Below are 24,587 nucleotides of genomic sequence, written 5' to 3'. Positions count from 1 at the left end.
CAAACTGATACAAGTCAAGCTGACGGGAGCCCCGGATGTCGCAGCAACCCTTGCCGCAAGATCGGCATTACGCCGCCGATGATGTGAAAATCATTGAAAAATCAGCTGGATATAACGGCTTCTTCAAGGTGAATGTCTATCGTCTGCAGCATCGGTTATTTGCGGGCGGCTGGAACCAGCCCATCGTGCGCGAGCTGTTCGAGCGGGGCCATGCTGCCGCGCTGCTGCCCTATGATCCGGTGCGCGACCAGATAGTGCTGGTGGAGCAGTTCCGTATCGGCGCCATGGAGACCAGCCCGACCCCCTGGCTGCTGGAGCTGGTGGCCGGCATCATCGACGAAGGGGAGACCGCCGAGGCGGTGGTGCGCCGCGAAGCGGTGGAAGAGGCCGGGATCGAGGTGGCCCGCTGCGAGCATGCCATCAGCTATCTGGTGAGCCCGGGCGGCAGCACCGAGCGGATCGAGGTCTTTGTGGGCGAGGTGGATGCCAGCAAGGCGAGCGGCCTGCACGGTCTGGCGGATGAGGGCGAGGATATCCGGGTGCACGTGGTGAGCCGCGAACAGGCCTATGCCTGGCTCAAAGAGGGACGCATCGACAATGCGGCCTCGGTCATCGCCCTGCAGTGGCTGGCCCTCAACCATGGCGAGCTGCGTGCCCGCTGGCTGGCGGATCGCTGAGGTGGCGCTGACCCTGCAACAGAGCAGGCGCTATGTGCCTGATCTGATGTCCTTGCAGCGTACCTGCGAGGTCAATTACATGGCGTTGATGAAACTGCTGCCGCCAGATGGGGAAGTCGGGGCCGAGCGCCGCTATCGGGTCGGCAACGATCTGCAGTTCCAGCTCACCATCATTGGCGAGAGTCGCTTCACCAATCAGGTGATCCTGAGCCAGCACAACCCCGAATTGCCCGAATATTTACAAGCTCAGATAGAGATTCGTTTGTATCATGATGTGCGGATGGCGGAAGTGTGTGCAGCGCAACAGATTTCCCGTTTGCAACCACGTTATGATTATCCCAATAAAAAGATGCACCAGCGGGACGAAAAGGAGCAGGTAAATCTGTTTCTGGCCGAGTGGCTAAAATTTTGTCTCAGACATGGTACCAGCCCGATCAATATCTCCAGTTGAACAAATATAAAGAAGCGTGATTTTGGAAACAGAGCTCCCCCAGGCGCAGGACGGCAGTGTGCGCCTGTTGCAAATTACTGATACCCATCTTTTTGCCAGTGCCGAGGGTCGGCTGCTGGCTGTGCGCACCGCCGAGAGTCTGGCTGCGGTGCTGGAGCGGGTGCAGGCCAACGACCATCCCTACGAGGTGATTCTGGCGACCGGCGACCTGTCGCAGGATCACAGCCCGGAGTCCTATCAGCGCTTCGCCTCCATGATGGCGCCTCTTGGCCGCCCCATCTACTGGCTGCCCGGCAACCATGATGACAGTCCCCTGATGACCGAGCAGCTTCATGCCGCCGGGATCAGCGAATCCAAGCAACTGGTGGGCGACCACTGGCAGGTGATCCTGCTGGACACCCAGGTGCGCGGCAAACCCCACGGCATGATCGGCGATCACCAGCTGGAGGCGCTCGACCGCGCCCTGCGTCAGTATCCGGATCGCCATGCCCTTATCGCCCTGCACCATCAGGCGGTGCCGGTGGGCTGTGCCTGGCTGGATCAGCACAATCTCAAGAATGCCGACGATCTGTTTGCCGTGCTGGCCCGTCACCCGCAGCAGAAGACCATCCTGTTTGGCCACGTCCATCAGGAGTTTGACGAGGTGCACCGCGGCGTGCGGCTGATCGCCAGCCCATCTACCTGCATCCAGTTCAAACCGCTCTCTGATGGCTTCGCGCTGGACGAGTCCGGCCCGGGCTGGCGCTATCTCACCCTCTACCCTGATGGTCGTATCGCCAGCCAGGTGTGGCGTCTGCCGGTGGGGCAGTTTGTGCCCGACCCCAATGCCACCGGTTATTGAGGAGTCGTCATGAAGCCCGTTCTCCTCTACCTGCACGGTTTCAACTCCTCGCCCGGTTCAGCCAAGGCGCAGCAGATGGCTGCCTGGGTGGCAGAGCACAGACCCGATATCGAGGTGGTGATCCCGGCCCAGCCCAACACCCCGGCGGCAGCCTGGGCGGCCATCGAGCAGACCATCGCCAATCTGCAGAGCCGTTATGGCAGTGAATTCAAACTCGGCGCCGTGGGCAGCTCCCTCGGCGGTTTTATGGCGACCCGGGTCAGCGAGCAGTACGGCTGCCGCGCAGCACTGATCAATCCGGCGGTGCGCCCCCACGAATTGCTTTGCGACTACCTCGGCCCCCAGACCAATCCCTACACAGGCGAGCAGTACCAGCTGCTGCCTGAACATATGGACGAGTTGCGAGCGCTGGCGGTTCCGGTGACTGCCCCCGATCGCCTCTGGGTGCTGCAACAGCAGGAGGACGAGGTACTCGACTACCGCAAGGCGCTGGACGAATACCGTTTTGCCCGCCTCTCGCTGGAGTGCGGCGGCGACCACGCCTTCGTGGCGTTCGAGCGCTACCCCGCCCAGATTATCCGTTTCCTCGGACTTTAATCATGCAACCGCCGTTGGCCGCCTTTCTGGAACAGGTACTGGCCACGGCGCAAGCGGGCCTCACCTACTCCAAAGATCCCTTCGATATCGGCCGTTTCGAGGCGCTGCGAGCGGCCACCGTAGCCCTTATCGCCAGCCAGAGCGAGCTGGCACCGGAAGCCATCAGTGACTGGATTGCCCTCGACAGCGGTTATCCCACCCCCAAGCTCGATGTTCGGGCCTTCATTCAGAACGATGCGGGCCATATCCTGCTGGTACAGGAGCGTAGCGACGACTGCTGGACTCTGCCCGGTGGCTGGTGCGATATCGGTGACTCGCCGGCGGATGCTGTGGTGCGTGAAGTGGTGGAGGAGACCGGCCTTGAGTGCCGTGCGGTGCAACTGCTGGCCCTGTTCGACAAGCTAAAACATCCTCATCCGCCCCAGCTGCCCCACGCGCACAAGGCTTTCTTTCTGTGCGAGGTGACCGGCGGCCAGCTGCTGGGCGAAACCGATGAAACCAAAAGGGCGGGGTACTTCCCCATCGACGACTTGCCTCCTCTCTCCCGCCATCGGGTGGTGGCGTCCCAACTGCATACTCTCCATGAGCATCTGCTGCAGGGGCGGCGTGATACCCTGTTTGATTGACATCTGAGGAAGTGAACCCGTTCGAGCTGGGGGAGGTGCCGACGCGCGATGGCGTGCACCATCCAGCGGATCGACAGGTCTGAACGAAAGGGGCTCATATGTTCCTGTTGCGCCCTGCGGGGCAGTGTTAATCTTTAGCGGCCTGTTTACTTTGCCTCGCCCGGGGCAGGGGATGGCCGAACTCTTCTGAACTTCACTGCCAACAGGGAGCACGTTTGTGACAACTCCTTCTGCGCTGCCGGATCTGGTACTGGGCGCCTCTCTCTACTTTCCGCCGCTGTTCAAGGCGGTGCTGCTCGGCCTGCTCTGCTGGCTGCCGGTGCACCATCTGCTGCGTGACTGGCTCTATGGCGGGGATGTCTGGCACCCCTTGCTGATGGATCTCTCCCTCTTTATCCTCGCCGTCAGCGGCGCTCTATGGATGCTGTTACATGGCTAAATCACCTCTCGCGACCCTCAAATACTTCTCCACCCTGCTGGTCTGTGCGCTGGCGCTGGCGGCGGGCTGGTGGCTGTGGAACTACTACATGCAGGGGCCCTGGACCCGTGATGGCAAGGTGCGCGCCGAGCTGGTCAGCATTACCCCCGAGGTGTCGGGCAAGATCATCAAGATAGCGGTGAAGGACAACCAGCTGGTGAAGGCGGGGGAGGAGATCTTTACGCTCGACCCCGAGCCCTACCGGATCGCCCTCGATAATGCCCGGGCGGCGTTGGCCAAGGCGAAATCGGATCTCGACAAGGCCGAGCACGAGGCGAACCGCCGCAGCGGACTGTCGCGCAGCGTCATCTCCGCCGAGACGATGGACGAAGCGCGCCTCAATGCCCAGGCAATGCAGGCGGCCTATCAGGTGGCGCAGGCCAATCTGGAGAAGGCGGAGTGGTCGCTGGCCAAGACCCGGGTGCATGCCGCGAGCGATGGCTACATCACCAACCTGCAGACCCGGGTCGGCAACTATGCCAGTGCCGGCGTGCCGCTGGTGGCGCTGGTGGATACTCACTCCTTCTATGTGCAGGGTTACTTTGAAGAGACCAAACTCGGCCACATAGCGCCGGGCAAACCGGCTGAAGTGGTGCTCTACAGTGGTGAGCAGCGGTTGCGCGGCGAGGTGGAGAGCATAGGGCGCGCCATCCACGATCAGAGCGTCGATGGCGGCAACGGCCTGCTGATCGACGTCAAACCCAACGTGCCCTGGGTGCGGCTGGCCCAGCGGGTGCCGGTGCGGATCAAGCTGCTGGATGTGCCGGCGGACATGACGTTGATCGCCGGCTCCACCTGCACCATCACCATTGGCGAGTAGGGTGAGCGAGTCATTCTGGCTGCGCACCCCTTGGGGGAAGGCGACTGGGGGACAGTGGCGCTATGCCCTGCGCAATGCGCTGGCCATGTGCCTGTCACTCTGGCTGGCCTTCGTGCTGCAGCTCGACTCCCCCTACTGGGCGATGAGCTCGGCGGCCGTGGTGAGTTTTCCCACCGTGGGCGGGGTGATCAGCAAGAGTCTGGGACGGGTGGTTGGCAGCCTGATGGGGGCGATGGCGGCGGTGGTGATCACCGGTCTTGGTATCAGCGATCCCTGGCTGTTCAGCTTCCTTATCGCGCTCTGGCTGGGCTTGTGCACCTACATCTCCAACCACTATCAGAACAACGTCTCCTACGCCTTCGCCCTCGGTGGTTATACGGCCGCCATCATCGCCTTCTCCTGCGTCAATGTGGCGGATCCCCACCATATCTTCGATATTGCCCAGGCGCGGGTGAGCGAGGTGATCATCGGTATCCTCTGCGGCGGTCTGATGATGATGATCCTGCCCAGCACCTCGGACAGCGAAACCCTGCTGGAATCCCTGCGCAAGAGCCAGACCCGCCTGCTGGATCATGCCCAGCTGCTCTGGCTGGGGGAGATGACGCCCGAGGTGCGCAGCTCCCACGAAGGGCTGATCGGCCAGATCCTCACCATGAACGTGCTGCGCATTCAGGCGGTCTGGAGCCATCACCGGCTGCGGCGCCAGAACCGGCTGCTCAACTTCCTGCTCCATCGCCAGCTGCGCCTGATCAGCCTTATCTCCAGCCAGCGCCGCATGCTGCACAACTGGCCGGAACAACCGGAAGGCATTCAGGCGCTGCTCGCCACCCTGCTGGCCGAGCTTGGCAAGCCGGAGTGCGACAAGTATCGGGTCGCGAGGTTGCTGGCTCCCCTGATGCCGACCGGCGAGCATGATTATCGACTGCGCACCTTTTTGCTGCGGCTGCGCCACTTCTGCTGGAGCTATCTGGAGTGTCAGCGCTGGCTTGACCGGTTGTCTCGCTACGACGATCAGGAGTGGCCGGCGCCGCCCCGTCACACCTCTCTCACCAGCCATACCGACACGCTGGAGGCCGCCTACAACGGCGGGCGTACCTTCCTCTGCGTGCTGCTCGGCTGCACCTTCTGGATCAACAGTCAGTGGGATGCGGGCAGCTCGGCGCTCACCATGCTCTCCATCTGCTGCGTGCTCTACTCGGCGACCCCGGCGCCGGCTCAGGGGGCCAACACCATGCTCAGGGCGATCCTGCTGCTCAGCCTCATCTGCTTTGCGGTCAAGTTTGGCCTGATGATCCGCATCGATGACTTCTGGGTCTTCTGCCTCTTGCTCTTTCCGGCGCTGCTCACCATGCAGCTCTGCAAACAGCAACAGGTGCGGCAGGCGGGCCTCTGGGGCCAGATGATCGTGCTGCTCGGCTCCTTTCTCGCCATCACCAATCCGCCCAGCTACGACTATCAGCAGTTCATCAACAGCAGCCTCGCCCAGATGCTGGGGGTGATGAGCGCCGCGCTGGCGTTTCAGCTGCTGCGACCCAGCTCGGATCGGCGCAAGAGCCGCCGGATTATCCGCTCCCTGCGCCGCCACTTCATGGATCAGCTGGAGCCAGCCCCGCGCCAGAGCGAGAGCCAGTTCGAGTCGCTCATCTACCACTGCATCAGCCAGCTCGGTCAGAGTCAGGATCAGACCGCCCGCCTCTGGGTGCTGCGCTGGGGCGTGGTGCTGCTCAACTGCAGCCATATCGTCTGGCAGCTGCGCCAGTGGCGCGGTGACGAGCACTCCCTCTATCTGGTGCGCGACAACTGTATCCGCAGCCTGAAGGGGATCCTCACCGAGCAGGGGGTGCAGTACGCCTCCCTGGATCGCACGCTGGCCGAGCTGCAGCGGATCAGTCTGGGGCTGGCCAACCATGGCGATGGCACGGCGCGAGAGCTGGCAGGCATGGTGTGGCGGCTGCAAAGCTCGCTCTCCCAACTGCAACAGGCGCTGCCGGGCCCCGCCGAAGGAAGCTGAAACAGGCTCCGGAGGGGCACAATCCCCTCCGGATCACCCTTTCCCGCAGCCAAGTTTGTCCAATACCCTCCCAACGAGTAAGATTCTCCCCAAACGTCAATTCGCAAGGCCCTCCATGTCTACTCAATACAATGCGGATGCCATTGAGGTCCTCAATGGCCTTGAACCGGTGCGTCGTCGCCCCGGCATGTATACCGACACCACCCGGCCCAACCACCTCGGCCAGGAGGTCATCGACAACAGCGTCGATGAAGCGCTGGCAGGTCACGCCCGCAATCTGGAGGTGATCCTGCATGAAGACCAGTCCCTCGAAGTGATCGACGACGGCCGCGGCATGCCGGTCGATATCCACCCGGAAGAGGGTGTCAGCGGGGTGGAGTTGATCCTCTGCAAGCTGCACGCGGGCGGCAAGTTCTCCAACAAGAACTACCAGTTCTCCGGCGGTCTGCACGGGGTGGGTATTTCGGTAGTAAACGCCCTCTCCGATCGGGTCGAGGTGACGGTACGTCGCGACGGTCAGGTCTACGACATCGCCTTCGAGCGTGGTGAGAAGGTGCAGGAGCTGACCATCACCGGCACCTGCGGTCGTCGCAACACCGGCACCCGGGTGCGTTTCTGGCCGCAGGCGAGCTACTTCGATTCGCCCAAGTTCTCGGTCACCAAGCTGGAGCACCTGCTTAAAGCGAAAGCGGTACTCTGCCCCGGCCTTACCATCAAGTTCCTCGACAAGAACACTGGCATCAAGCTGGAGTGGTGCTACGAAGATGGTCTCAAGGATTACCTGATCGACGCGGTCAAGCAGTACACCTGCCTGCCGGAGCAGCCCTTTATCGGCTCGTTCAGCTCCGAACAGTCGGCGGTAGACTGGGCCCTCTGCTGGTTGCCGGAAGGGGGCGAATGCCTCGCCGAATCCTATGTGAACCTCATTCCCACTGCGCAGGGCGGTACTCACGTCAACGGTCTGCGTCAGGGGCTGCTCGACGCCATGCGCGAGTTCTGCGAGTTCCGCAACCTGCTGCCGCGCGGGGTCAAGCTGACCCCGGAAGATATCTGGGATCGCTGCGCCTACATCCTCTCCATCAAGATGCAGGATCCGCAGTTCGCCGGTCAGACCAAGGAGCGCCTCTCCTCCCGCCAGAGCTCGGCGTTCGTCTCCGGCGTAGTGAAGGATGCCTTCAGCCTCTATCTGAACAGCAATACCGAGCTGGCGGAGCAGATTGCCGAGATCTGTATCAGCAGCGCCCAGCGCCGGATGCGTGCCGCCAAGACGGTGGTGCGCAAGAAGATTACCCAGGGCCCGGCGCTGCCCGGCAAGCTGACCGACTGTAACTGCGCCGACCCCATGCAGGGCGAACTGTTCCTGGTGGAGGGTGACTCCGCAGGCGGCAGTGCCAAGCAGGCGCGGGATCGCGAGTTTCAGGCCATCATGCCGCTGCGCGGCAAGATCCTGAACACCTGGGAGGTGGAGGCCGGTCAGGTGCTCGCCTCGCAGGAGGTGCACGACATCTCGGTCGCCATCGGGCTTGACCCCGACTCCAACGACCTCTCTGGTCTGCGCTACGGCAAGGTGTGCATCCTCGCGGATGCGGACTCGGACGGTCTGCACATCGCTACTCTGCTCTGCGCCCTGTTCGTAAAACACTTCCGTGCGCTGGTGGAGAAGGGCCACGTCTATGTCGCCATGCCGCCCCTCTACCGGATCGATATCGGTAAAGAGGTCTACTACGCCCTCGACGAGGATGAGAAGAACGGCGTGCTGCAGCGGGTTGAGGCCGAGAAGAAGAAGGGCAAGGTGATGGTGACCCGATTCAAGGGTCTGGGTGAGATGAACCCGAAACAGCTGCGGGAAACCACCATGGATCCCAACACCCGCCGTCTGGTGCAGCTCACCATGGAGCCGGCAGGAGAGAGCGAAGGGGATGCGGCTGACGAGACCCTGCAGCTGATGGACATGCTGCTGGCCAAGAAGCGGGCGAGCGATCGCCGTGAGTGGCTTGAAGAGAAGGGCAACCTCGCCATCATCTAAGCCGTCGGCCGGCCCTGTCGGGGCCGGCAAGCATTTAGCCGGAGTCGCCCTGTGGCGGCTCCCGAACCGAAAGAGAAAATCACATGAGTGATGCTATCGAGCTCAGTCTGGACGGGGTAGAGCGCCAGCCAATGCGCACCTTTACCGAACAGGCTTACTTGAACTACTCCATGTACGTCATCATGGATCGGGCCTTGCCGCATATCGGCGATGGCCTCAAACCGGTGCAGCGGCGCATCATCTACGCCATGAGCGAGTTGGGTCTGTCGGCGCTCTCCAAGCACAAGAAGTCAGCCCGTACCGTGGGTGACGTGCTGGGTAAGTACCACCCCCACGGCGACAGCGCCTGTTATGAAGCCATGGTGCTGATGGCCCAGCCCTTCTCCTACCGCTACCCGCTGGTGGACGGTCAGGGCAACTGGGGTGCGCCGGACGATCCCAAATCCTTCGCGGCCATGCGTTATACCGAAGCGCGGCTGTCACGCTTCTCCGAGTTGCTGCTCTCCGAGTTGGGGCAAGGCACGGTGGAGTGGACGCCGAACTTCGACGGCACCATGAAGGAGCCGGTAGTGCTGCCCGCCCGCCTGCCACACATCCTGCTCAACGGGGTGACCGGTATCGCGGTGGGCATGGCGACCGACATTCCGCCTCACAACGCGCGGGAAGTGGCCTACGCCTGTGCCGAGCTGCTCGACAACCCCAATGCGGGGCTGGATGTATTGATGCAGCACATTCAGGGGCCGGACTACCCGACCAATGCCGAGATCATCACCCCGCGCGACGATATCCGCAAAATCTACGAGACCGGCAAGGGCTCCATCAAGCAGCGGGCGGTCTGGAGCGAGGAGGATGGCGACATCGTCATCACAGCGCTGCCCCATCAGGCCTCCGGCGCCAAGATCATGGAGCAGATCGCCGCCCAGATGGTGGCGAAAAAGCTGCCGATGGTCACCGACCTGCGGGATGAATCTGACCACGAGAACCCGACCCGTCTGGTGATCGTGCCCCGCTCCAACCGGGTGGATGTAGAGGGGCTGATGGCCCACCTGTTCGCCACCACGGATCTGGAGAAGAACTACCGGGTCAACCTCAACATCCTCGGCCTCGACAACCGGCCGCAGGTGAAGTGCCTCAAGACCATCCTCAGCGAGTGGATCCAGTTCCGCCGCGAGACAGTGCGTCGCCGTCTGCAGTTCCGCCTCGACAAGGTGCTGGCTCGCCTGCACATCCTCGAAGGCTTGCTGATTGCCTACCTCAACATCGACGAGGTGATCGAGATCATCCGCACCGAGGATGAGCCGGGCAAGGTGATGGTGGAGCGCTTCAACATTACCGAGACCCAGGCCGAAGCGATCCTCGAGCTGAAACTGCGCCATCTGGCCAAACTCGAAGAGTTCAAGCTGCGTGCCGAACAGAACGAACTGGCCGAAGAGCGCGACAAGCTGGAGCTGATCCTGGGCTCCGAGCGTCGTCTCAACACCCTGCTCAAGAAAGAGCTGCTGGCCGATGCCGAGAAGTACGGCGACGATCGCCGCACCCCGCTGGTGGAGCGTGCCACCGCGGTGGCGCTGACCGAGAAAGAGCTGGTGCCTAGCGAACCGGTCACCGTCATCCTCTCCGACAAGGGGTGGGTGCGCGCCGCCAAGGGCCACGACGTGGATGTCGAGGGGCTCTCCTACAAGGCGGGGGACAACTACCTGACCCACGCCTTTGGCCGCAGCAACCAGCAGGCGGTGTTCCTGTCGAGCTTTGGTCGCACCTACTCGCTGGAGGCGCACACCCTGCCCTCCGCCCGCAGTCAGGGCGAGCCGCTCACCGGCCGCTTTGCGCTGGGTGCCGGTGAAGAGGTGCGTCATCTGGTGATGGGCAACGAAGGCGAGCCGTATCTGATCGCCAGCGACGCCGGTTACGGCTTTGTCTGCACCTATGACGACCTCATCGGCAAGAACAAGAACGGCAAGGCGCTGCTCACCGTGCCGGAAGGGGGTCTGGTGATGGCACCCCAGAAGATTGGCTCGCCAGAGACCGATCTCTGTATGGCCATCTCCAACGAAGGGCGCATGCTGCTGTTCCCGATGAACACCCTGCCGGTGCTCGGCAAGGGCAAGGGCAACAAGCTCATCAGCATCCCCTCTGCTCGGGTGAAGGCGCGGGAGGAGTTCGTGGTGATGGCCGCCGTGATCCCGCAGGGCCAGTCGGTCACCCTGTTTGCCGGCAAGCGCAAGCTGACCCTCAAACCGTCCGACCTCGACTACTACCGCGGCGAGCGCGGCCGCCGCGGCGCCAAGTTGCCCCGCGGTTTGCAGCGCGTCGATCGCATCGAGATTGAACCCGCCGCCGGTGCCGAGCCGGCAGCCGGGGAAAATCAGGAAGGGTAATTAATAAAGAAGGGCGCGAAAGCGCCCTTTCTGTTTAGATTTAATTATTTCACAGGAGATGAAGAGAGATATTTTTTGCTGACCCATCCATATACACCACTCTTGCTAATATATGCCCAGTTATTTTCTTGATGGTGCAATAAAACAAAGTCCCCTTTTTTAAGAGATGTATTTATATTAGCTCTGATAGTGGGGGATGTACGGACGTTCAATTTTTTAGGAATGACATACCTTATCAACACGTTTGTAGATGCAGGCGCAGGTTTTTTGCTTGTAATCTGCTTTTCTATCGGAGATGGATAGGTATAGGTATTTTTATGGCAAGTTTTACTCCATGAAATACATGAGTTTCCACATGGCTGCCCCTTTTTACAGTTTTTTGCGTAGGCAGGGATATTCAGCAAAAAAATCATCGAGATGAAAATTACAATTTTATTTGTCATGAAATTGTGATGCTCGTAAATTTGTTGAGAGAATACACAGCTTTTTAGTTGGTATTCTATCAGAAACAAATAATGCATTATTATGATCTGAGCCAGATTTTTATATAATGCTGAGCAGCAGCCAAGTATTCGAGGCTGCTTGATGATATTTACTCCATCTTACATAAAAACTCTGATGTTATGATTTTCCCCCTCTCCCGTTGGGAGAGGGCTGTAGGTCTGATTAGCGAAGCGTAATCAGACGATCGCGAAAACCTGTTGCCGTAATTCTGCTGGTGCTCCAGCCGATCTCTTCTCTATGTTCATAGCCACCGGGATTGCGGTGCGGACGATTACGCTTCGCTAATCGACCCTACGTGCTCCTGCTTGATTTAACGTTCTGTGGCTGGTCGGTGGCTGCTGTTGTGATGGTTTGTTTCCCCTCATCCCCGACCCTTCCCCCGCAAGGGGAGAAGGGAGCGCCGCTCGTAGCAAAATCGGATAGCGGTGACATAAGCGGCTGGTGATGCGTGGCTTAGAAGAAGGCAGCTAGAGCACTAGGCAGGTTCGATACAGTCCCCTCTCCCTTTGGGAGAGGGTCAGGGTGAGGGGAGGTAACCGTAGGGTGCAATGAAAATTGCACCGCTATTGAATCCGCGAGGTTGCCGCTGCAATAGGTCGGGTTTATTGCGCCTTTCGGCAATATAAGGCGGCAATAACAGGTGGCGGACTGGCCGCCACCTTGAGGGGTATTAACGCAGGCTCAGCAGGTCATAGATGACGGGATTATCGGCGCACTGTCCCGCGCCGCACTCCAGCACGGTAGAGATCAGGTTTGCCGCAATCAGCAAGACAAACAGCAGGGAGGCGATACGCCCCCAGCGCGCCAGATCCAGCTTGGGTAGCGCAATAGCGAGCCCATCCCGCACCATCAATATCAGGGCGACGGCCAGGATGATCAGCAGGGCGCTGACCAGCGACCAGCTATAAAAGTGCAGCCCGAGAAAGGTGGAACCGTAGCCGGGATCGCCGGGCAGAATATGCAGCAGCACCTGTCTGGCGCCGATCATGGCGGTGGTCAGGGCGCCGACAATCACGATGCCGTAGTGGGCCCCTTTTGCGCCAAATTGCAGGTTGAACATAAAGCCGAAACCGGCGACGACCAGGCCGACCCGCTGCAATAAACACAAGGGGCAGGGGAGTTCGGCCAGATAGAACTGGTAATAGAAGGCGATGATCAGGGTCAGGCAGATGCCCGCCAGCCCCAGCGTGTCGAGCAGCTGGGGCAGATCACTCTTCGCGGCGGTGGCAGAGGTCGAAAGGCTCATGGCAGGCTCCTAGAACGAGAGGGTGAGCGGGTCGGTCACATGGTGCATAAAGGAGAGCAGGGTCACCACCAGCAACAGAGCCCAGAGCAGATAGGAGGCGCCACGCTTGTTCAGCAAGATGCTGATCCCCGTTATCAGCGCCAGCAGGAAGGGTAAAAACATATACATCTCGTCTCTCCTTATCGTGGTGAGCCGGGCTCACAAGGCTTTGAGTATATGGCGGGCGGCACTGGGCGACCCGGCTAACAGCCGTCGCTATATGGCTCCGACTTCACTCATCCTACCCCTGTCGGCGGGAAATACCTACCGGGTGGCTGACGCTGTGTTGATTCCCCTTACCCCCCGATCTGCGCGATTGTTTCATCAGTGCGACAGTAAAAAATAGATTGGCTTCTTTGGTGCAAAAATAACCATAGGCGTCGCACCGCCAGTCAGAAACGAACCCGCCATCCCACCAAAAGCAGAGGCCCCGCAATCCATGATGGCGGGGCCTCTGGTCTTGTCTGCGGCTCACGCCGCCAAGTGGTTCAAACCGATCAGACGGGGATAGCTGTCGCCGCCGGTTGCGGGGCAATTTTCGAGGCGATCAGCAGGCGCAGGCGGGGCACCAGCAACAGCAGGACGATCCCGCCCGCCATCGAGCCCCAGCCGAGCATGTTGAACACCGAGCTGTAGCCCGGGTTGGTGGCCACCGGAGAGCTGCCGATATTCTGCGGCATGGCGCTGGAGACATAGCCCGCCAGCACCGAGGCAACGCCGGTCACCATCATCCAGCAACCCATCAGCAGGCCTTGCAGGCTGGCGGGGGCCAGCTTGCCAATCATGGCGTAACCGATGGGGGAGATGAGCAGTTCGCCAAAGCTCTGCAGCACATAGCTGATGGCGATCCACTTGAAGGCGACCAGCCCGTCGGCCCCCGCCAGATGGATGCCGAGCGGCAGCACCAGCATGCCGAGCCCCATGCAGAACAGGGAGGCGGCAAACTGGGAGGGGATGTCGATATTCCACCCCTGTTCGCGCAGTCGCTTGAACAGCAGCGCCATCAGGGGGCCACCGATGACGATGACGAGGGTGTTGATGTTCTGGATCCACTGGGGAGCAACCCGCAGCCCGAACACGTTGAGGTTGATGTTGTGCTCGGAGAAGAGCATCAGCCCCATGGGCGCTAGCTGGTAGAGCGACCAGAAGATAAGGGAGCCAAGGGCGAGGATCAGGTAGGCCACCATGCGGCTGCGCTCGGCGGCGTCCGGGTGGCGGGCGGTCATCACACAGAGCAGCACCAGCACTACGGCGCCCAGGATCAGCACGAAGCTGCCGCTGAAGCTGGCGTGGGTCAGCAGCAGACGTAGCGCCGGTACCAGCATGGCCAGAATGGCGATCCCGGCCAGCATGCGGCGGTAGAAGCCGCTCCCTTTGATATGGCGCAGTGGGGTGCTGATATCCGCCAGAATGGGCCAGCAGGCGAAGGTGGCGATGATGGCAATGATGTTGCCCAGCGTCGCAAACAGGAACAGGGTGCGGTAATCCTCGGTGAGCTGGAAGTAGCCCGCCACCGTGAAGCCGATAAAGAAGCCCAGATTCATTCCGGCGTAGTTCCACAGGAAGGCGCTCTCGCGGCGGTGATCATCCGGGGCGAAGCGCTGGGTCAGCATCATGTTGAGGCAGGTGACGTTGAGGCCGCTGCCGGTAAGGAACATGGCGAGCCCCCAGTAGAGGCCGGTGATCCCCATCTCGGCGATGAAGTAGCAGCCGATCACCTGCAGCACCATCCCCATCACGAACAGGTTGCGGTTGCTGAGGTAGCGCCCGCCGAGATAACCGCCAAACAGGTGCAGGCCATAGTTGAAGGCCCCGAAGACCCCCATCATGGCGTTGGCCTGGGATTCGCTGAAGCCGAGTCGCTTGGTGGCGTAGAGCACCAGCGTGGAGTAGAGCACGGCAAACCCCAGGGTCGAGAAGGTCTGGATAAAGAACAGCGCCCCGGAGCCGGGGGGAATGGTGGGGTGTTGATTCGAAGCGCTCACGGTCTGTCTCCTGTGAGAGAAGAAAGTCATAACTCGTCCTGAGAGCGTACCGGTCTGCTGCCGGCTAGCCTTGTGCGCTTCCATGCTGGTCTGAAGGCCGGTCTGTCATTTAGCGGCCAAGCCGTGCAAATAGCCATACCTGAAATTTAATCCGGCGCGATTAATTGCTTTTTATTGATCTATTCCGCCTTTTTATGCGTGATTGAGCCGTGGTTTTAGCTCGGCTTACCACGGGATTGCGGCACGGTTGATGTGATCCAGTCGGCTATTTAGTGCTGATTCTGGTGCTGTAGCGGGATCTGCGTCCCGCTTTGTTGCCCCGAAACGCAGCTGGCGCCAAGTTGTTGTATTGCAGGTTGTTTATTCATCCTCGGGTATTGAGTGAATAAATATCGGGAAGAGAAGGGGCAGCCCCAGGGTGACTTGCGCGTGTTACCTATCTGTTTGGGAGAGGGTGAGGGGAGGATAGAACAACGCCCGGCGGGCCGGGCGTTGTGGTGCGACTGATGGGCGGCGAAAGCGGCCTTAGAAGTCGTGGTAGAGCGGCCAGCCGAGCAGCGGGTGCTTGAGACCGGCACGCATCTCGATGTTGTCGAGCTTCTCCGGCGAGGCGTTCTCTTTTTGCAGCAGCTGGTACTGGCGTACAAAGCCGAGGGTGTGGAGCAGGTTGGGCACAAAGCCCGGGCTCAGCTCCTGGCGCAGAGCGGCGGCCATGTCGGCGGGCAGCGCATTCAGCATCAGGGCGAGCTGGGCGGCGAGGTAGTCGGTGTCATACCAGCCCTCGTCGAGCTCAATCTCCCGCGCCAGTTTGCGCTTGAGATCCTGCTTCACCTTGAGCGGGGCGGCGCCACTGCCCTTGCCGCAGAGGATGCGGTATAGCAGCGCTTCGGCCAGCTTGTCCTCCATGGTGGGGTGGTCGCTCTCGCAGGCGAAGAAGTGCTGGTCGATGAGCTCCATCAGGCGGCTCTTGTTGTGCTCGGTCAGCGCCTTCTCGTACTCTTGCCACCCTTGCCACTCCTCCACATCGGGCGGGCTCGAGATCTTGTCCAAGAGCCGCGCATCCACGTCACCGTAGAGGCTGTTGCCAGCCTGCTTGGGGCTGACGGTAATGAGCATCGACCAGCCCTTCTGGAACGGCTTGATGGGGCCTTCCGGCGCCTGCAGCAGCGCCAGCGCCTTGGCCGGATCCCGCGCCGAGAGCTCCTGCAGACCGAGGCTCACCACGCCGATGACGTCGTGGGCGGCCTGCTCCAGCAGGTGCATCTTGTACTTGTTGTAGTACTTGTCGGCGAATTTGAGGCTCATCAGCACCGCCTTGCCCTTGATGGCTGCCAGCTGTTGCTCGCTCAAACGTTCATTGTCGCGGCCAAAGCGCAGCACCTGGGTCAGAAAGGGGCCCTGGTTGGCATCGCGAATGACTAACTGCATGAATGGGCTCCTTAATCCAGAAAGCTGAACATGTCGTCGACGTCGCCGTACTCGTCTTCCTCGACCTTGTTCTTCTCTTTGGCCTGCATCACCAGCTCGGCGGCAAACTTGTTGATGATGCCGTCCCAGCTGGAGTGCTCGTTGCGCAGCAGCGCCTTGATGGCTTTCTCCACCTCGGGGGCCAGCTCGCGAATGAGCATCAACAGGCTTCTCGGGTCATCCAGCGCGTAGTCGTGGACATCCTCGCTCTGCTGGCGCTCGCTGTAGCGCAGGGACTCTTCGAGATCTTCCTCTTCGGCGTGTAGCACGTCGCGATAGCCTTCGTCCTCTTCATAGCGATCGCCGCGATAGAACTCGATAAAGGGGATGGCGAGGTAGAAGAGACCGGCCGGATCTTCGGCCACGCACTCGAGGATCTCGCGCTGCTTGGCTTCGCTATCCTGGGTGCGGATCAGGTAGTTGAGGAAGTCGAAGGTGTGCTGTTGCAGCTCGTCGGCGTTGTTCTTGATCGCCTCTTCCCAGTAGAGCGGCTGCTGGCAGACGATGTCGCGGATCCGCTCCGGGGTCATCAGCTCGGAGATGATGGAGGGGAAGGAGATATCGTGCTGGCCGTTAATCTGGGTCAGGGTAACGATATCAATGTTTTCAATCACTTCTGCCAGCTGGTCGTCAGACATGGTCTTGGCGATCAGCTCGAACTTCTCGCTGGCCTGCTTCGGCTCGATAACGGCCAGCTCTTTGATCTCGATGGCGGTAATTTCTATCAGACTGTTGCTCATGCCTTGCCCCAATTAGAAACGGACTTCGTCGTACATATCCTGATCGCCGTCGTCATCACCATAGCGGTCACTGCCGCCATGGTAGTCGGCGTCGGCATCTTCCCCGTCTTCATCTTCTTCGTCGCGCAGCTCATAGTCGTCATCGCCGCGGTGGCTGCCGCGCGGCAGCGGGTTATCGAGCAGGAACAGCACGGCGCAGGCTTCCATCAGCTGATCTTCGCTCTGGGCCCGCACCGCCTTGACCAGCGGCAGGGCGGCATTGTTGAAGCCGACGCTCACCTTGAACTCGTCCCAGCTTGGCTGCTGGCCGCTGGCGAGCCACTTGTTCCACTGCGACTTGGCCTTGGCCGGGAACTGCACCCGTCCATAGAGAGCGAGCGGCAGGTATTCGGGCATGAACTCCAGCATGCTCATGTCGGCCAGCAGCAGGGCCTTCATCTGGTCGGTGAACTGCTCGAGCCCCTTGGGGTCGTCCTGATCCCGGTAGGATTCGATATTCTCGCTGGCATCGCTTTGCAGGGCCTTGAGCCGTGCCTGGTCCCATTTTTTTTGCATAGTCGCTCTTCTTGCCTGGTGGCTCAGGGGTAGAACTGGTCCCACATCTCCTGCATGGCAGCAGCGGGATCGGTCACGATGACGTTGTTGAAATCCTTGATAAAGGCGGCCCGCTGTTTCGGATCAGACAGCACTTCATAAGCCTGCTTTACCTGGTGCAGCTTGAGGGCTGCCTGCTCTTTCTCTTCTTCGCTCGCCCCGTGCAGCTTGTCGGGGTGGTACTGGTTCGACAGCCGACGATAGGCCTTCTTGATGTCGTTTTCACTGGCGTTGGACTTGACGCCCAGCACCCGAAAGTAGTTGTTCATGGCAGATCCTGCATCACTGGCATCATAGGATTCACGCTGCGAGTGCCTGATGGTGGGGATTGGCAAACCAGGCACGGCAAAAACCCGTCATTTTAACGGAAACAGCCCGCCAACGCGATGAGTTGGGCGATCAATTAACGGGCTAGATGAAGAGGGGTCAGTTGAGCGTCTATTGTTGCCAGTCGGTCTGGCCAGTGCAAGGGCGGCGGGGCAAAAGCGATGAAAAAACGGGCAGAAAAGGGGTGGGCGGCAGGCCGGGGCGAGGCTGCCGCCGCGGGGGTCATTCCTCCCAGAAGGAGGCGGAGGTGTGGTAGATCATCTTCTTGCTCATCCCGCCATCGACCACCAGATTGGCACCGTTGATAAAGTCGTTGCGAGGATCCGCCAGAAAGAGGCAGGCGCGGGTGATGTCGTCGGGGCGCCCGACCCGGCCGCTCGGGTGCTGGCGGTGATCCGCCTCGGTCAGGGTGTGGTAATCCTCCGCCTGGATCCAGCCCGGACTGATGGCATTGACCGTGATGGGATGGTCGGCCAGCGAGTTGGCGAGGGACTGGGTGAGAGCGACCAGCGCCCCCTTGGAGGCGCCGTAAGCATCCCAACCCGGTTCGTTCTGCTGCCAGCGGGTGGAGGCAATATTGATGATGCGGCCATAGGACAACCCGCGGTTGACCTGCACAAAGGCGCGGGCGCAGAGCATGGCGCCGCGCACATTGACCATCATCACCTGATCGAACTGGGCTGCGCTCAGCTCCTCGAAGCGGGTGTGGAACTTGCTGATGGCGCCGTTGTTGATAAGCAGATGGACGCCGCCATGCTGCGCGCGCACCTCGGCAAAGAGCCGCACGATGGCCTGCTCATCTCGCAGATCGAGGGGGTGAAAGTGGATCTCGGGATGGTCGAAAGCGTGAGGGGCCAGATCGGTTGCGATCACCCGATAACCCGCCTCGGCCAGCCCGATGCAGAGCTGGCGGCCAATCCCGCCAGCGGCGCCGGTGACAAGTGCGATTTGTTTACCGTTCATAGTGCGGCTCCATTGCGGGCCTGCAGCACCTTGATCAGGGCCGACACCTCCTGCTGACCAAACCCTTGCGCCACCCCTTCCTCAAACAGATCGGCGGCAAAACGCGGGAAGCGGCTGTCGATCCCGGCATCGGTGGCATGACCGGCGAGGCGGCTGATGGCGGCGCTCCAGGTTTTCAGGCTGGCGTAGGGGTGATCGAAATCGCCGCTCGCCAGCGTCTTGCCCAGATGGGCCACCTCACCACCCAAAATCGGTGAAAGCTCGCTGAACTGAGCGCACACCTTGGCCACCGGTAGCCCTTCCGCCTCGCAGATCAGCGCCCCGTGCAGAGCACCGAGCAGACCACCGGCAAAGTAGGCGGCGACGGCGCAATCTTGCGCCGCGGCGGCACCCACCGCCTCGGCCACATGGTCGAGGGTGGGGGCGAGCAGGCGCAGCACCGGCTCGGCCTCGCTAAAGGCAGCGCTGGCCCCCGAGCAGATGATGCTGGCATCAGTGGTGCCGATCTGATCCGGGAAGCAGAGGATGGCGCCATCGAGATAGCGAGCGGCGCGAGCGTGGCTCCAGCTCTCCAGCGCTCTGGCCCCTTGCGGGCTGCCAGTGGAGAGCTGCACCAGCAGCTTGCCCGCCACCGCATCGCTCGCCTCATCCAGCAGCTGCTGGCTGACGGCGTAGTTATCGACGCAGACAAGGGTGATATCACTTGCGGCGATGGCTGCGCCAACCGAGGGGGCGAGTGTCGCACCCAGCGCTTGCAGCGGGGCCGCCTTGGCGGCGCTGCGATTCCAGACGGTGACCGGATGGCCCGCCTTGATCAGGGTGGTGGCGAGGGCGGAGCCCATGGCCCCGAGGCCGATGACAGAGAGATGGCGCATGATGGCTCCTGACGGTGTTGATAGACGCTGATATAGAAAATTGAGATGCCTTGTGGCAGGCAAGCCACTATATTTGCCCCGTGTCGCCGTGAAAAATGGCTTTTATGACTGTCTGGTATAGGTTAATTCTATGGATGTGCGAACCCTGCGTGCGTTTGTGGCTGTCTTCGAGGAGCGCAACATCACGGCGGCGGCCACCCGCCTCTTCATTACCCAGCCCACCCTCTCCACCACCATCAAGACGCTGGAGGATGAGCTGGGGGTGACCCTGTTTGTGCGGCAGGCGCGCGGGGTGGAGGGGACCGAAGCGGCGCACCGGCTCTATCCCCGCGCCAAGCGGCTGATCGCCGACACCGACTCCCTCGCCCGCGAGTTTCGTGAAACCTCCCCCTGCCTCGAGCTGACGGTGGGGATTGAGGCAGACCTTGGCGATGGCGTGGTGGGGACGCTGGTCAACGGGGTACTCGCCCACGAGGAGATCCTGCTGACTCTGGAGGAGGGTTGCTGTGGCGATGTGCGGCTGGGGTGTGAATCCCTGCGCTGCGGCGACGAGCTATTTATCCCCCTGCTGGAGGAGGAGTTTGTGCTGGTGCTGCCGCCGGATCACCCGCTGACGGGCAAGGGATCGCTCACCCCGGATACGCTGGCGGACGAGCCCTGGGTCACCTGCCCGCGCCACGACTCCCACCTGCGGCTGATCGCCATTCTCGGCAATCAGGCACCCCTCTATCCACGGCGGGCGGGGTCGCTGCGACTGGCGGCGACCATGGTGGCCGCCGGGGCGGGGATTGCCTGGTTGCCCCGTTCGCTTTGTCCGCCCGGCTGTACAGTCGCCGAGCTGGCGGCCTCTTCCTTCAAGCGGAGGGTGGGGCTCTGCTACGCCCCCGATGCGTTACGCTCGGCGGCGGTGACTGCCCTGCTGGAGCAGGTGCGTGGGATGCAGCTCCCCGCCTGATGTCGGCATAAAAAAAGGCCATCCGGTGGGATGGCCCTGTTGCAGGCAACGATGCCGCGTGGCTAGAGCGACGCCCACCAGAGCCGCAGCTGCAAGCCCCACTTCGAGCTCCAGCCGGTGGTGCTGCTCACAAGCGTCCCATCCTTGATGACGAGAAAAGTCGGGGTAACCCCCACCTGCCACTTGGCAGTCAGCGCTCCCGACTCGTCGTTGTGGGTCGGGAAGGTGAGCCCCTTCTTGCTCATCCCCTTGCCTAACTGCTCCGAATTGCCGGAGCGCAGTGCCACCGTCAGCACGTTTTCCCCCTCTTGCCAGAGCTGCTGCACGGCCGGGGTGGTGAAACGGCACACCCCGCACCAGCTGGCCCAGTAGTAAACCAGCAGCGGCTTGCCGCGGCTCAGGGTGGCGAGATCCGTGTTGCTGCCATCCTGCAGGGTGACGGGGGCGCTCATCGCCCCCGCAGGCAGGGTCGGGCTGCGCCACAGATCGAGCAGGGTCGAGGTGACCAGCGCCAGCAACAGCAGCCAGATCGCTTCCTTGCTCCAGCGTCGCCAGCGGGGTTGAGGGTTGGTGGTCATCCCTTACCCCAGCTTGGCCAGTTCGGCCTTCACCAGCTGCTCCAGCTCCTCATAGGGAACGGCGCCCGGCACCAGCTGGTTGCCGATCAGGGTCGCCGGTGTGCCTTGCACACCCAGAATAGTGCCGATGCGCAGGCTGTTGCGCAGCTCTTCGGTCGCCTTCGGCGCGGGCTTGAGCGCCACGTTGCCGGTGGCGGCCAGCGCCTTGTTGATATCCGCCTCGGTCAGCATCCCCTGCTTGCTCATCAGCTTGTCATGCAGGGCGAGGAAGCGGGCTGGGTCCTGCTGCCACAGGGTCAGACTGTACTGGGCCGCCTTGGCAGAGCTCTGCCCCTTGAACGGCAGCAGCTTGATCACCAGCCCCAGATCGTCCGGATAGGCCTTGAGCAGCTTGGTCAGCTGGGGATCGAACTGCTTGCAGTAGGGGCAGTTGTAGTCGGTGAACAGCACCAGCGTCAGCTTGGGGTCTTTGGCTCCCAGACGCGGGCTGGTGGCGCTGTTGAACAGCACATCCTTGTTGCCCTTGATGAAGTTGCCAAGCTGCGCCTCCTGGGCTGCCGCGTTCTGCTTCTCCCAGGATTCGGCTGCCTCGTCGAGGATCTTGGGGTTGGCTATCAGAGTCTCGCGGATCAGCTCCTTGATGCGCGCCTCCTGCTCCGGGGTGAAGGGGGCGGCGTGCAGGGTCGGAGCCAGCAGGGTTGCGGAAAGGGAGGCCAGCAGGGTCAGGGCGCTCAGAGTCGGTTTCATGGTTGCTCCTTAAAATCGGGTGGAGCCAGCCTGAAGCAGGCCAGCCTTGTGCAATGTGGTCAGCAGATCGTCCTTGTCGAGCAGGGGTGACAGTGTGACCCCCTGCGGCAACTCCGGGCCGTAAATCTGGTTGAAGGGAACGGCCGCCGCGCCCCGCTTACGCAAGAAGGCTGCGATGGTGTCGCTTGGTTTGCTCCAGTCGCCGCGCAGGGCCACCACATCGGGGGCCGAGAGGGCCTGTTGTACCTCATCGCGCAGCAACACGTTGTATTTGTTGGCCTTGCAGGTAACGCACCAGTCGGCGGTGACATCGATAAAGACCCGTTTGTTCTGGGCCAGCGCATCTGTGATGGCGCGCTCAGAGAGCGGCTGCCAGACCACCTTGTCAACGCTGGCCGAGTCCTGTGCGCTAAAGGCACCGCTCAGCAGCAGGGGGCTGCCAATCAGGGCGGCGAGGGCGATCGCCAGCGTGAAGCCGCGGATGCCGTAACGCCAGATGATGCCAATCAGCAGTGCCAGCAGCATGGCAACCATCAGCCAGCCGGTGGCATAGCTGCCGAGATGGTTGTCGAGCAGGCTGGTGAGCCAGAGGCTGGAGCCCAGCATCATCAGGCCGAGCAGGATGCGCAGATGGTTCATCCAGCGCCCCGGTTTCGGCAGCCAGAGGGCGAGTCGTGGCAGGGCCGCCACCAGCAGCCAGGGTAGGCTCATGCCAATCCCCAATGCCGTGAAGATCAGCCAGAGCTGACCAAGGGGCGCCGCCAGCGCAAAGGCCACGGCAGTGCCGAGGAAGGGGGCCGAGCAGGGGGTCGCCAGCAGAGTGGCGAAGCTCCCCTGCAGGAAGTGACCGCCGAGGCCGTTGCCGCCGCTGGTGGCGAGGCGGGTGCTGAGGGCGCTGGGCAGGCGGATCTCGAACAGCCCCAACAGGTTGGCGCAAAACAGCAGGGTGACCAGCACCATCAAGCCGATAAAACCGGCGCTCTGGAACTGGATGCCCCAGCCAACGGCCCCTTGCGTGGCGCGTAGCAGGCTGCTCATGGCCGCCAGCACCCAGAAGGAGGCGATGATCCCGGCGCTGGCGGCGAGGAACTGCTTGCGCACCGTTCCCTGTTCACGCTCCTGATGTTGCAACACAGTTCCCAGCTTGAGTGCCAGCACCGGCAGCACGCAGGGCATCAGGTTGAGGATCAGGCCGCCGAGCAGCGCCGCCCCCAGCAGCCAGAACAGCGGATGGCTCTGGCCGGGCAGTGCGAGTGGCGCGCCGATCGTCCCCTTGCTCTGCCACGCCTGTTCGCCACTGGTGAGCAGCAGGCCGAGGGATTGACCGCTCAGATCCGGCGCATCTCCCTGCCAGCCGTCGCTCACCGGCACCCGGGCGATCAGGGTGTTGCCCTCGACCTCAAGCGCCGGTTTGCCAAACTCGGCCCCCTCCAGAGCGTCGATGAAGAGCGCTGGTGATTGCCAGCCCTCTGCCCGCTCGGCGCGCAGTTGCAGCTGGTTGTGCTGATAACCGAGCTCGACCCGGGTGTCGGCAGGCAGCGGCTGGGGCAGGTTGCTGATGGCCTTGGCCCAGCCGAAGTCAAAACCGGCTGGCGCTCGCCCATCCACCGCGAGGGTGAAGGGAAAGTCGGTCAGGATGCAGACATTGCTGCAGGTGGAGAGGCGTAGAGTCCCCTTGAGCGGTTGCCCGGCGGGATAGTTGAGGCTCAGAGGGAAGGTCACCTCCCCCTGATAACCCTGGGTGCTGAGCCCGGCTACCTCGAAGTGGCGTGGCACCGGCCAGCGCCACTGAAAGGCACCGACCGGCTCATCCCACAGGATCTGGGGGGCAATCCCCCCTTCTCCCGGACTGTGCCAGTAGGTCTTCCAGCCCGACTCCAGCTCGACATCGAGCAGGATGCGGGTCTGATCTGCCGTGCCGCGGTCGGCCTGCAGCCGTACCCGGGCGTGATCATTCTGTGGGCTGGTGAGCCAGCCCGTGTCGCTGGCCAATCCCATGGATTGCCACAGCAGACCGCCCAGTAGCAGGGCCGCCTTGAAGAGATTCGACATCTTTTTAGTCTCGCAAAAATGAGTGACAGCTAACGAAAGAACGCTGCCGAACTCATTCCCGCCAGACGCACAGGGTGAGGTGCAGACGCCGCTCGGGCGGCGAGATGACTCTGGGAGGGGGCAGTGGCGGTGTGTAGCGCCAAAGGGGGGCCAGCAGGGCGATCAGCACGGCCACGGCAAAGAAGAGCTGTTCGACGCAGAGCAGGGTGGCGGCGCTCAGCCATTTGCCATTGAGCTGGCAGCTGGTGGGCTGCGGGCTGACCGGTTTGGCATTCTCTTGATCCGTTGCCGAGCTTGGAACGGGCAGCGCCTGACAGCTGAGGGCGTGATCGAGCAGGGCAAGCCGGGCCAGCGGCTGGGCCGCGCAATTGAGCACCAGCAGGCAGACCAGCAGCAGGAGTCGTTTCGCCACGCGTTGTTGGTGAATCATGCTCGCCCCGTTCATCAAGATGGCCACATCCTAACGGCCAATGGCGGGTGGGGCAAGTTGCTGCCCGTTTTATGAGCGCTGAGGCGGGTGACGGCATGGCGCCGTGTGGTCGGTTCTGTTTGGCGAACGCTTGTTCGCTAAAAGGGGGATCAGTATACTGCGGCGAGTTAAAACTCGAGG

Annotated in this window: 25 protein-coding genes; 11 read left to right on the top strand and 14 right to left on the bottom strand. The window is 61.7% G+C overall.

Features of this window, described 5'->3' with window-relative positions:
* Positions 1–35: 35 nt before the first annotated feature.
* The 10 genes from nudF (at position 36) to parC (ending at position 10,905) form a co-directional block, all read left to right on the top strand.
* Positions 36–677 (top strand): ADP-ribose diphosphatase, encoded by a 642-nt coding sequence (gene nudF, locus A9G06_RS06680; RefSeq protein ID WP_064335385.1) that lies wholly within the window; start codon positions 36–38, stop codon positions 675–677.
* A gap of 1 nt (position 678) precedes the next feature.
* Positions 679–1,128, top strand: a complete 450-nt coding sequence (locus tag A9G06_RS06675) for a DUF1249 domain-containing protein (protein WP_005335899.1) — start codon at positions 679–681, stop codon at positions 1,126–1,128.
* 22 nt (positions 1,129–1,150) lie between these two features.
* The gene (cpdA, locus tag A9G06_RS06670; RefSeq protein WP_033113016.1) at positions 1,151–1,969 is read left to right on the top strand and encodes a 3',5'-cyclic-AMP phosphodiesterase; all 819 of its coding nucleotides are present in this window, start codon (positions 1,151–1,153) and stop codon (positions 1,967–1,969) included.
* A gap of 9 nt (positions 1,970–1,978) precedes the next feature.
* Positions 1,979–2,566, top strand: coding sequence for a YqiA/YcfP family alpha/beta fold hydrolase (locus A9G06_RS06665; protein WP_069554661.1), 588 nt, complete (start codon positions 1,979–1,981; stop codon positions 2,564–2,566).
* Between the two features lie 2 nt (positions 2,567–2,568).
* Positions 2,569–3,192 carry an NUDIX hydrolase gene (locus A9G06_RS06660; protein WP_069554660.1) on the top strand — a complete coding sequence of 208 codons (624 nt, stop codon included), beginning with the start codon at positions 2,569–2,571 and terminating at the stop codon, positions 3,190–3,192.
* A gap of 196 nt (positions 3,193–3,388) precedes the next feature.
* On the top strand, positions 3,389–3,631 hold the full coding sequence (locus tag A9G06_RS06655) for a DUF1656 domain-containing protein (RefSeq protein ID WP_033113020.1): 243 nt from the start codon (positions 3,389–3,391) through the stop codon (positions 3,629–3,631).
* On the top strand, positions 3,624–4,490 hold the full coding sequence (locus A9G06_RS06650; protein ID WP_069554659.1) for an HlyD family secretion protein: 867 nt from the start codon (positions 3,624–3,626) through the stop codon (positions 4,488–4,490). The genes A9G06_RS06655 and A9G06_RS06650 overlap by 8 nt, the downstream gene beginning before the upstream one ends.
* 1 nt (position 4,491) lies before the next feature.
* A complete protein-coding gene (locus tag A9G06_RS06645) occupies positions 4,492–6,501 on the top strand; it encodes an FUSC family protein (RefSeq protein WP_069554658.1) in 2,010 nt (669 codons plus the stop codon).
* A gap of 115 nt (positions 6,502–6,616) precedes the next feature.
* Positions 6,617–8,527, top strand: coding sequence for a DNA topoisomerase IV subunit B (gene parE / locus A9G06_RS06640; protein WP_069554657.1), 1,911 nt, complete (start codon positions 6,617–6,619; stop codon positions 8,525–8,527).
* A gap of 83 nt (positions 8,528–8,610) precedes the next feature.
* On the top strand, positions 8,611–10,905 hold the full coding sequence (parC, locus tag A9G06_RS06635) for a DNA topoisomerase IV subunit A (protein WP_069554656.1): 2,295 nt from the start codon (positions 8,611–8,613) through the stop codon (positions 10,903–10,905).
* Positions 10,906–10,949: 44 nt separating this feature from the next.
* On the opposite strand, the gene A9G06_RS21380 is transcribed toward parC, so the two are convergent.
* From A9G06_RS21380 to A9G06_RS06595, 10 genes are all read right to left on the bottom strand, one after another.
* Positions 10,950–11,348: an SH3 domain-containing protein gene (locus A9G06_RS21380; protein ID WP_139126174.1), complete on the bottom strand. Its 399-nt coding sequence runs from the start codon at positions 11,346–11,348 to the stop codon at positions 10,950–10,952.
* Positions 11,349–12,079: 731 nt separating this feature from the next.
* The gene (locus tag A9G06_RS06630; protein WP_069554655.1) at positions 12,080–12,655 is read right to left on the bottom strand and encodes a disulfide bond formation protein B; all 576 of its coding nucleotides are present in this window, start codon (positions 12,653–12,655) and stop codon (positions 12,080–12,082) included.
* 9 nt (positions 12,656–12,664) lie between these two features.
* Positions 12,665–12,823 (bottom strand): DUF5993 family protein, encoded by a 159-nt coding sequence (locus tag A9G06_RS22255; protein WP_005343116.1) that lies wholly within the window; start codon positions 12,821–12,823, stop codon positions 12,665–12,667.
* Between the two features lie 368 nt (positions 12,824–13,191).
* Positions 13,192–14,679, bottom strand: a complete 1,488-nt coding sequence (locus A9G06_RS06625) for a peptide MFS transporter (protein WP_253182313.1) — start codon at positions 14,677–14,679, stop codon at positions 13,192–13,194.
* Positions 14,680–15,204: 525 nt separating this feature from the next.
* The gene (locus A9G06_RS06620; protein ID WP_069554653.1) at positions 15,205–16,107 is read right to left on the bottom strand and encodes a hypothetical protein; all 903 of its coding nucleotides are present in this window, start codon (positions 16,105–16,107) and stop codon (positions 15,205–15,207) included.
* Positions 16,108–16,118: 11 nt separating this feature from the next.
* Positions 16,119–16,886: a hypothetical protein gene (locus A9G06_RS06615; RefSeq protein WP_005343119.1), complete on the bottom strand. Its 768-nt coding sequence runs from the start codon at positions 16,884–16,886 to the stop codon at positions 16,119–16,121.
* A gap of 12 nt (positions 16,887–16,898) precedes the next feature.
* Entirely contained in the window at positions 16,899–17,441 is a 543-nt protein-coding gene (locus A9G06_RS06610; protein WP_069554652.1) for a hypothetical protein, read from the bottom strand.
* Positions 17,442–17,464: 23 nt separating this feature from the next.
* Positions 17,465–17,749, bottom strand: a complete 285-nt coding sequence (locus tag A9G06_RS06605; RefSeq protein WP_005305278.1) for a DnaJ domain-containing protein — start codon at positions 17,747–17,749, stop codon at positions 17,465–17,467.
* Between the two features lie 280 nt (positions 17,750–18,029).
* On the bottom strand, positions 18,030–18,770 hold the full coding sequence (locus A9G06_RS06600) for an SDR family NAD(P)-dependent oxidoreductase (RefSeq protein WP_069554651.1): 741 nt from the start codon (positions 18,768–18,770) through the stop codon (positions 18,030–18,032).
* Positions 18,767–19,645 carry an NAD(P)-binding domain-containing protein gene (locus A9G06_RS06595; protein WP_069554650.1) on the bottom strand — a complete coding sequence of 293 codons (879 nt, stop codon included), beginning with the start codon at positions 19,643–19,645 and terminating at the stop codon, positions 18,767–18,769. The genes A9G06_RS06600 and A9G06_RS06595 overlap by 4 nt, the downstream gene beginning before the upstream one ends.
* 130 nt (positions 19,646–19,775) lie before the next feature.
* Here A9G06_RS06595 and A9G06_RS06590 point away from each other — a divergent pair, with 130 nt between their 5' ends.
* Positions 19,776–20,600, top strand: a complete 825-nt coding sequence (locus A9G06_RS06590) for a LysR family transcriptional regulator (RefSeq protein WP_069554649.1) — start codon at positions 19,776–19,778, stop codon at positions 20,598–20,600.
* 62 nt (positions 20,601–20,662) lie between these two features.
* On the opposite strand, the gene A9G06_RS06585 is transcribed toward A9G06_RS06590, so the two are convergent.
* From A9G06_RS06585 to A9G06_RS06570, 4 genes are read right to left on the bottom strand one after another with little or no spacing between them, the layout of a single operon-like run.
* Positions 20,663–21,178, bottom strand: coding sequence for a protein disulfide oxidoreductase (locus A9G06_RS06585; protein ID WP_069554648.1), 516 nt, complete (start codon positions 21,176–21,178; stop codon positions 20,663–20,665).
* A 3-nt stretch (positions 21,179–21,181) separates the two neighbouring features.
* On the bottom strand, positions 21,182–21,925 hold the full coding sequence (locus A9G06_RS06580; protein ID WP_069554647.1) for a DsbA family protein: 744 nt from the start codon (positions 21,923–21,925) through the stop codon (positions 21,182–21,184).
* A gap of 9 nt (positions 21,926–21,934) precedes the next feature.
* Entirely contained in the window at positions 21,935–23,977 is a 2,043-nt protein-coding gene (locus tag A9G06_RS06575; protein WP_069554646.1) for a protein-disulfide reductase DsbD, read from the bottom strand.
* Between the two features lie 52 nt (positions 23,978–24,029).
* Entirely contained in the window at positions 24,030–24,407 is a 378-nt protein-coding gene (locus tag A9G06_RS06570; protein ID WP_069554703.1) for a hypothetical protein, read from the bottom strand.
* Positions 24,408–24,587: the final 180 nt, after the last annotated feature.

Origin of the sequence: Aeromonas sp. DNP9 (assembly GCF_001728955.1) — a bacterium.
GTDB classification, from domain to species: Bacteria; Pseudomonadota; Gammaproteobacteria; order Enterobacterales; family Aeromonadaceae; genus Aeromonas; species Aeromonas veronii.
Note: the sequence above shows the minus strand (reverse complement) of the source record. Positions and strands in the feature narration are given on the sequence as shown.

Bases quoted from the DNA above. Each gene is read 5' to 3' on its own strand.
- nudF (WP_064335385.1), top strand. From the start codon at position 36: ATGTCGCAGCAACCCTTGCCGCAAGATCGGCATTACGCCGCCGATGAT.
- A9G06_RS06665 (WP_069554661.1), top strand. From the start codon at position 1,979: ATGAAGCCCGTTCTCCTCTACCTGCACGGTTTCAACTCCTCGCCCGGT.
- A9G06_RS06660 (WP_069554660.1), top strand. From the start codon at position 2,569: ATGCAACCGCCGTTGGCCGCCTTTCTGGAACAGGTACTGGCCACGGCG.
- A9G06_RS06650 (WP_069554659.1), top strand. From the start codon at position 3,624: ATGGCTAAATCACCTCTCGCGACCCTCAAATACTTCTCCACCCTGCTG.
- parE (WP_069554657.1), top strand. From the start codon at position 6,617: ATGTCTACTCAATACAATGCGGATGCCATTGAGGTCCTCAATGGCCTT.
- parC (WP_069554656.1), top strand. From the start codon at position 8,611: ATGAGTGATGCTATCGAGCTCAGTCTGGACGGGGTAGAGCGCCAGCCA.
- A9G06_RS21380 (WP_139126174.1), bottom strand. From the start codon at position 11,348: ATGACAAATAAAATTGTAATTTTCATCTCGATGATTTTTTTGCTGAAT.
- A9G06_RS06630 (WP_069554655.1), bottom strand. From the start codon at position 12,655: ATGAGCCTTTCGACCTCTGCCACCGCCGCGAAGAGTGATCTGCCCCAG.
- A9G06_RS22255 (WP_005343116.1), bottom strand. From the start codon at position 12,823: ATGTATATGTTTTTACCCTTCCTGCTGGCGCTGATAACGGGGATCAGC.
- A9G06_RS06620 (WP_069554653.1), bottom strand. From the start codon at position 16,107: ATGCAGTTAGTCATTCGCGATGCCAACCAGGGCCCCTTTCTGACCCAG.
- A9G06_RS06615 (WP_005343119.1), bottom strand. From the start codon at position 16,886: ATGAGCAACAGTCTGATAGAAATTACCGCCATCGAGATCAAAGAGCTG.
- A9G06_RS06610 (WP_069554652.1), bottom strand. From the start codon at position 17,441: ATGCAAAAAAAATGGGACCAGGCACGGCTCAAGGCCCTGCAAAGCGAT.
- A9G06_RS06605 (WP_005305278.1), bottom strand. From the start codon at position 17,749: ATGAACAACTACTTTCGGGTGCTGGGCGTCAAGTCCAACGCCAGTGAA.
- A9G06_RS06600 (WP_069554651.1), bottom strand. From the start codon at position 18,770: ATGAACGGTAAACAAATCGCACTTGTCACCGGCGCCGCTGGCGGGATT.
- A9G06_RS06595 (WP_069554650.1), bottom strand. From the start codon at position 19,645: ATGCGCCATCTCTCTGTCATCGGCCTCGGGGCCATGGGCTCCGCCCTC.
- A9G06_RS06590 (WP_069554649.1), top strand. From the start codon at position 19,776: ATGGATGTGCGAACCCTGCGTGCGTTTGTGGCTGTCTTCGAGGAGCGC.
- A9G06_RS06585 (WP_069554648.1), bottom strand. From the start codon at position 21,178: ATGACCACCAACCCTCAACCCCGCTGGCGACGCTGGAGCAAGGAAGCG.
- A9G06_RS06580 (WP_069554647.1), bottom strand. From the start codon at position 21,925: ATGAAACCGACTCTGAGCGCCCTGACCCTGCTGGCCTCCCTTTCCGCA.
- A9G06_RS06575 (WP_069554646.1), bottom strand. From the start codon at position 23,977: ATGTCGAATCTCTTCAAGGCGGCCCTGCTACTGGGCGGTCTGCTGTGG.
- A9G06_RS06570 (WP_069554703.1), bottom strand. From the start codon at position 24,407: ATGATTCACCAACAACGCGTGGCGAAACGACTCCTGCTGCTGGTCTGC.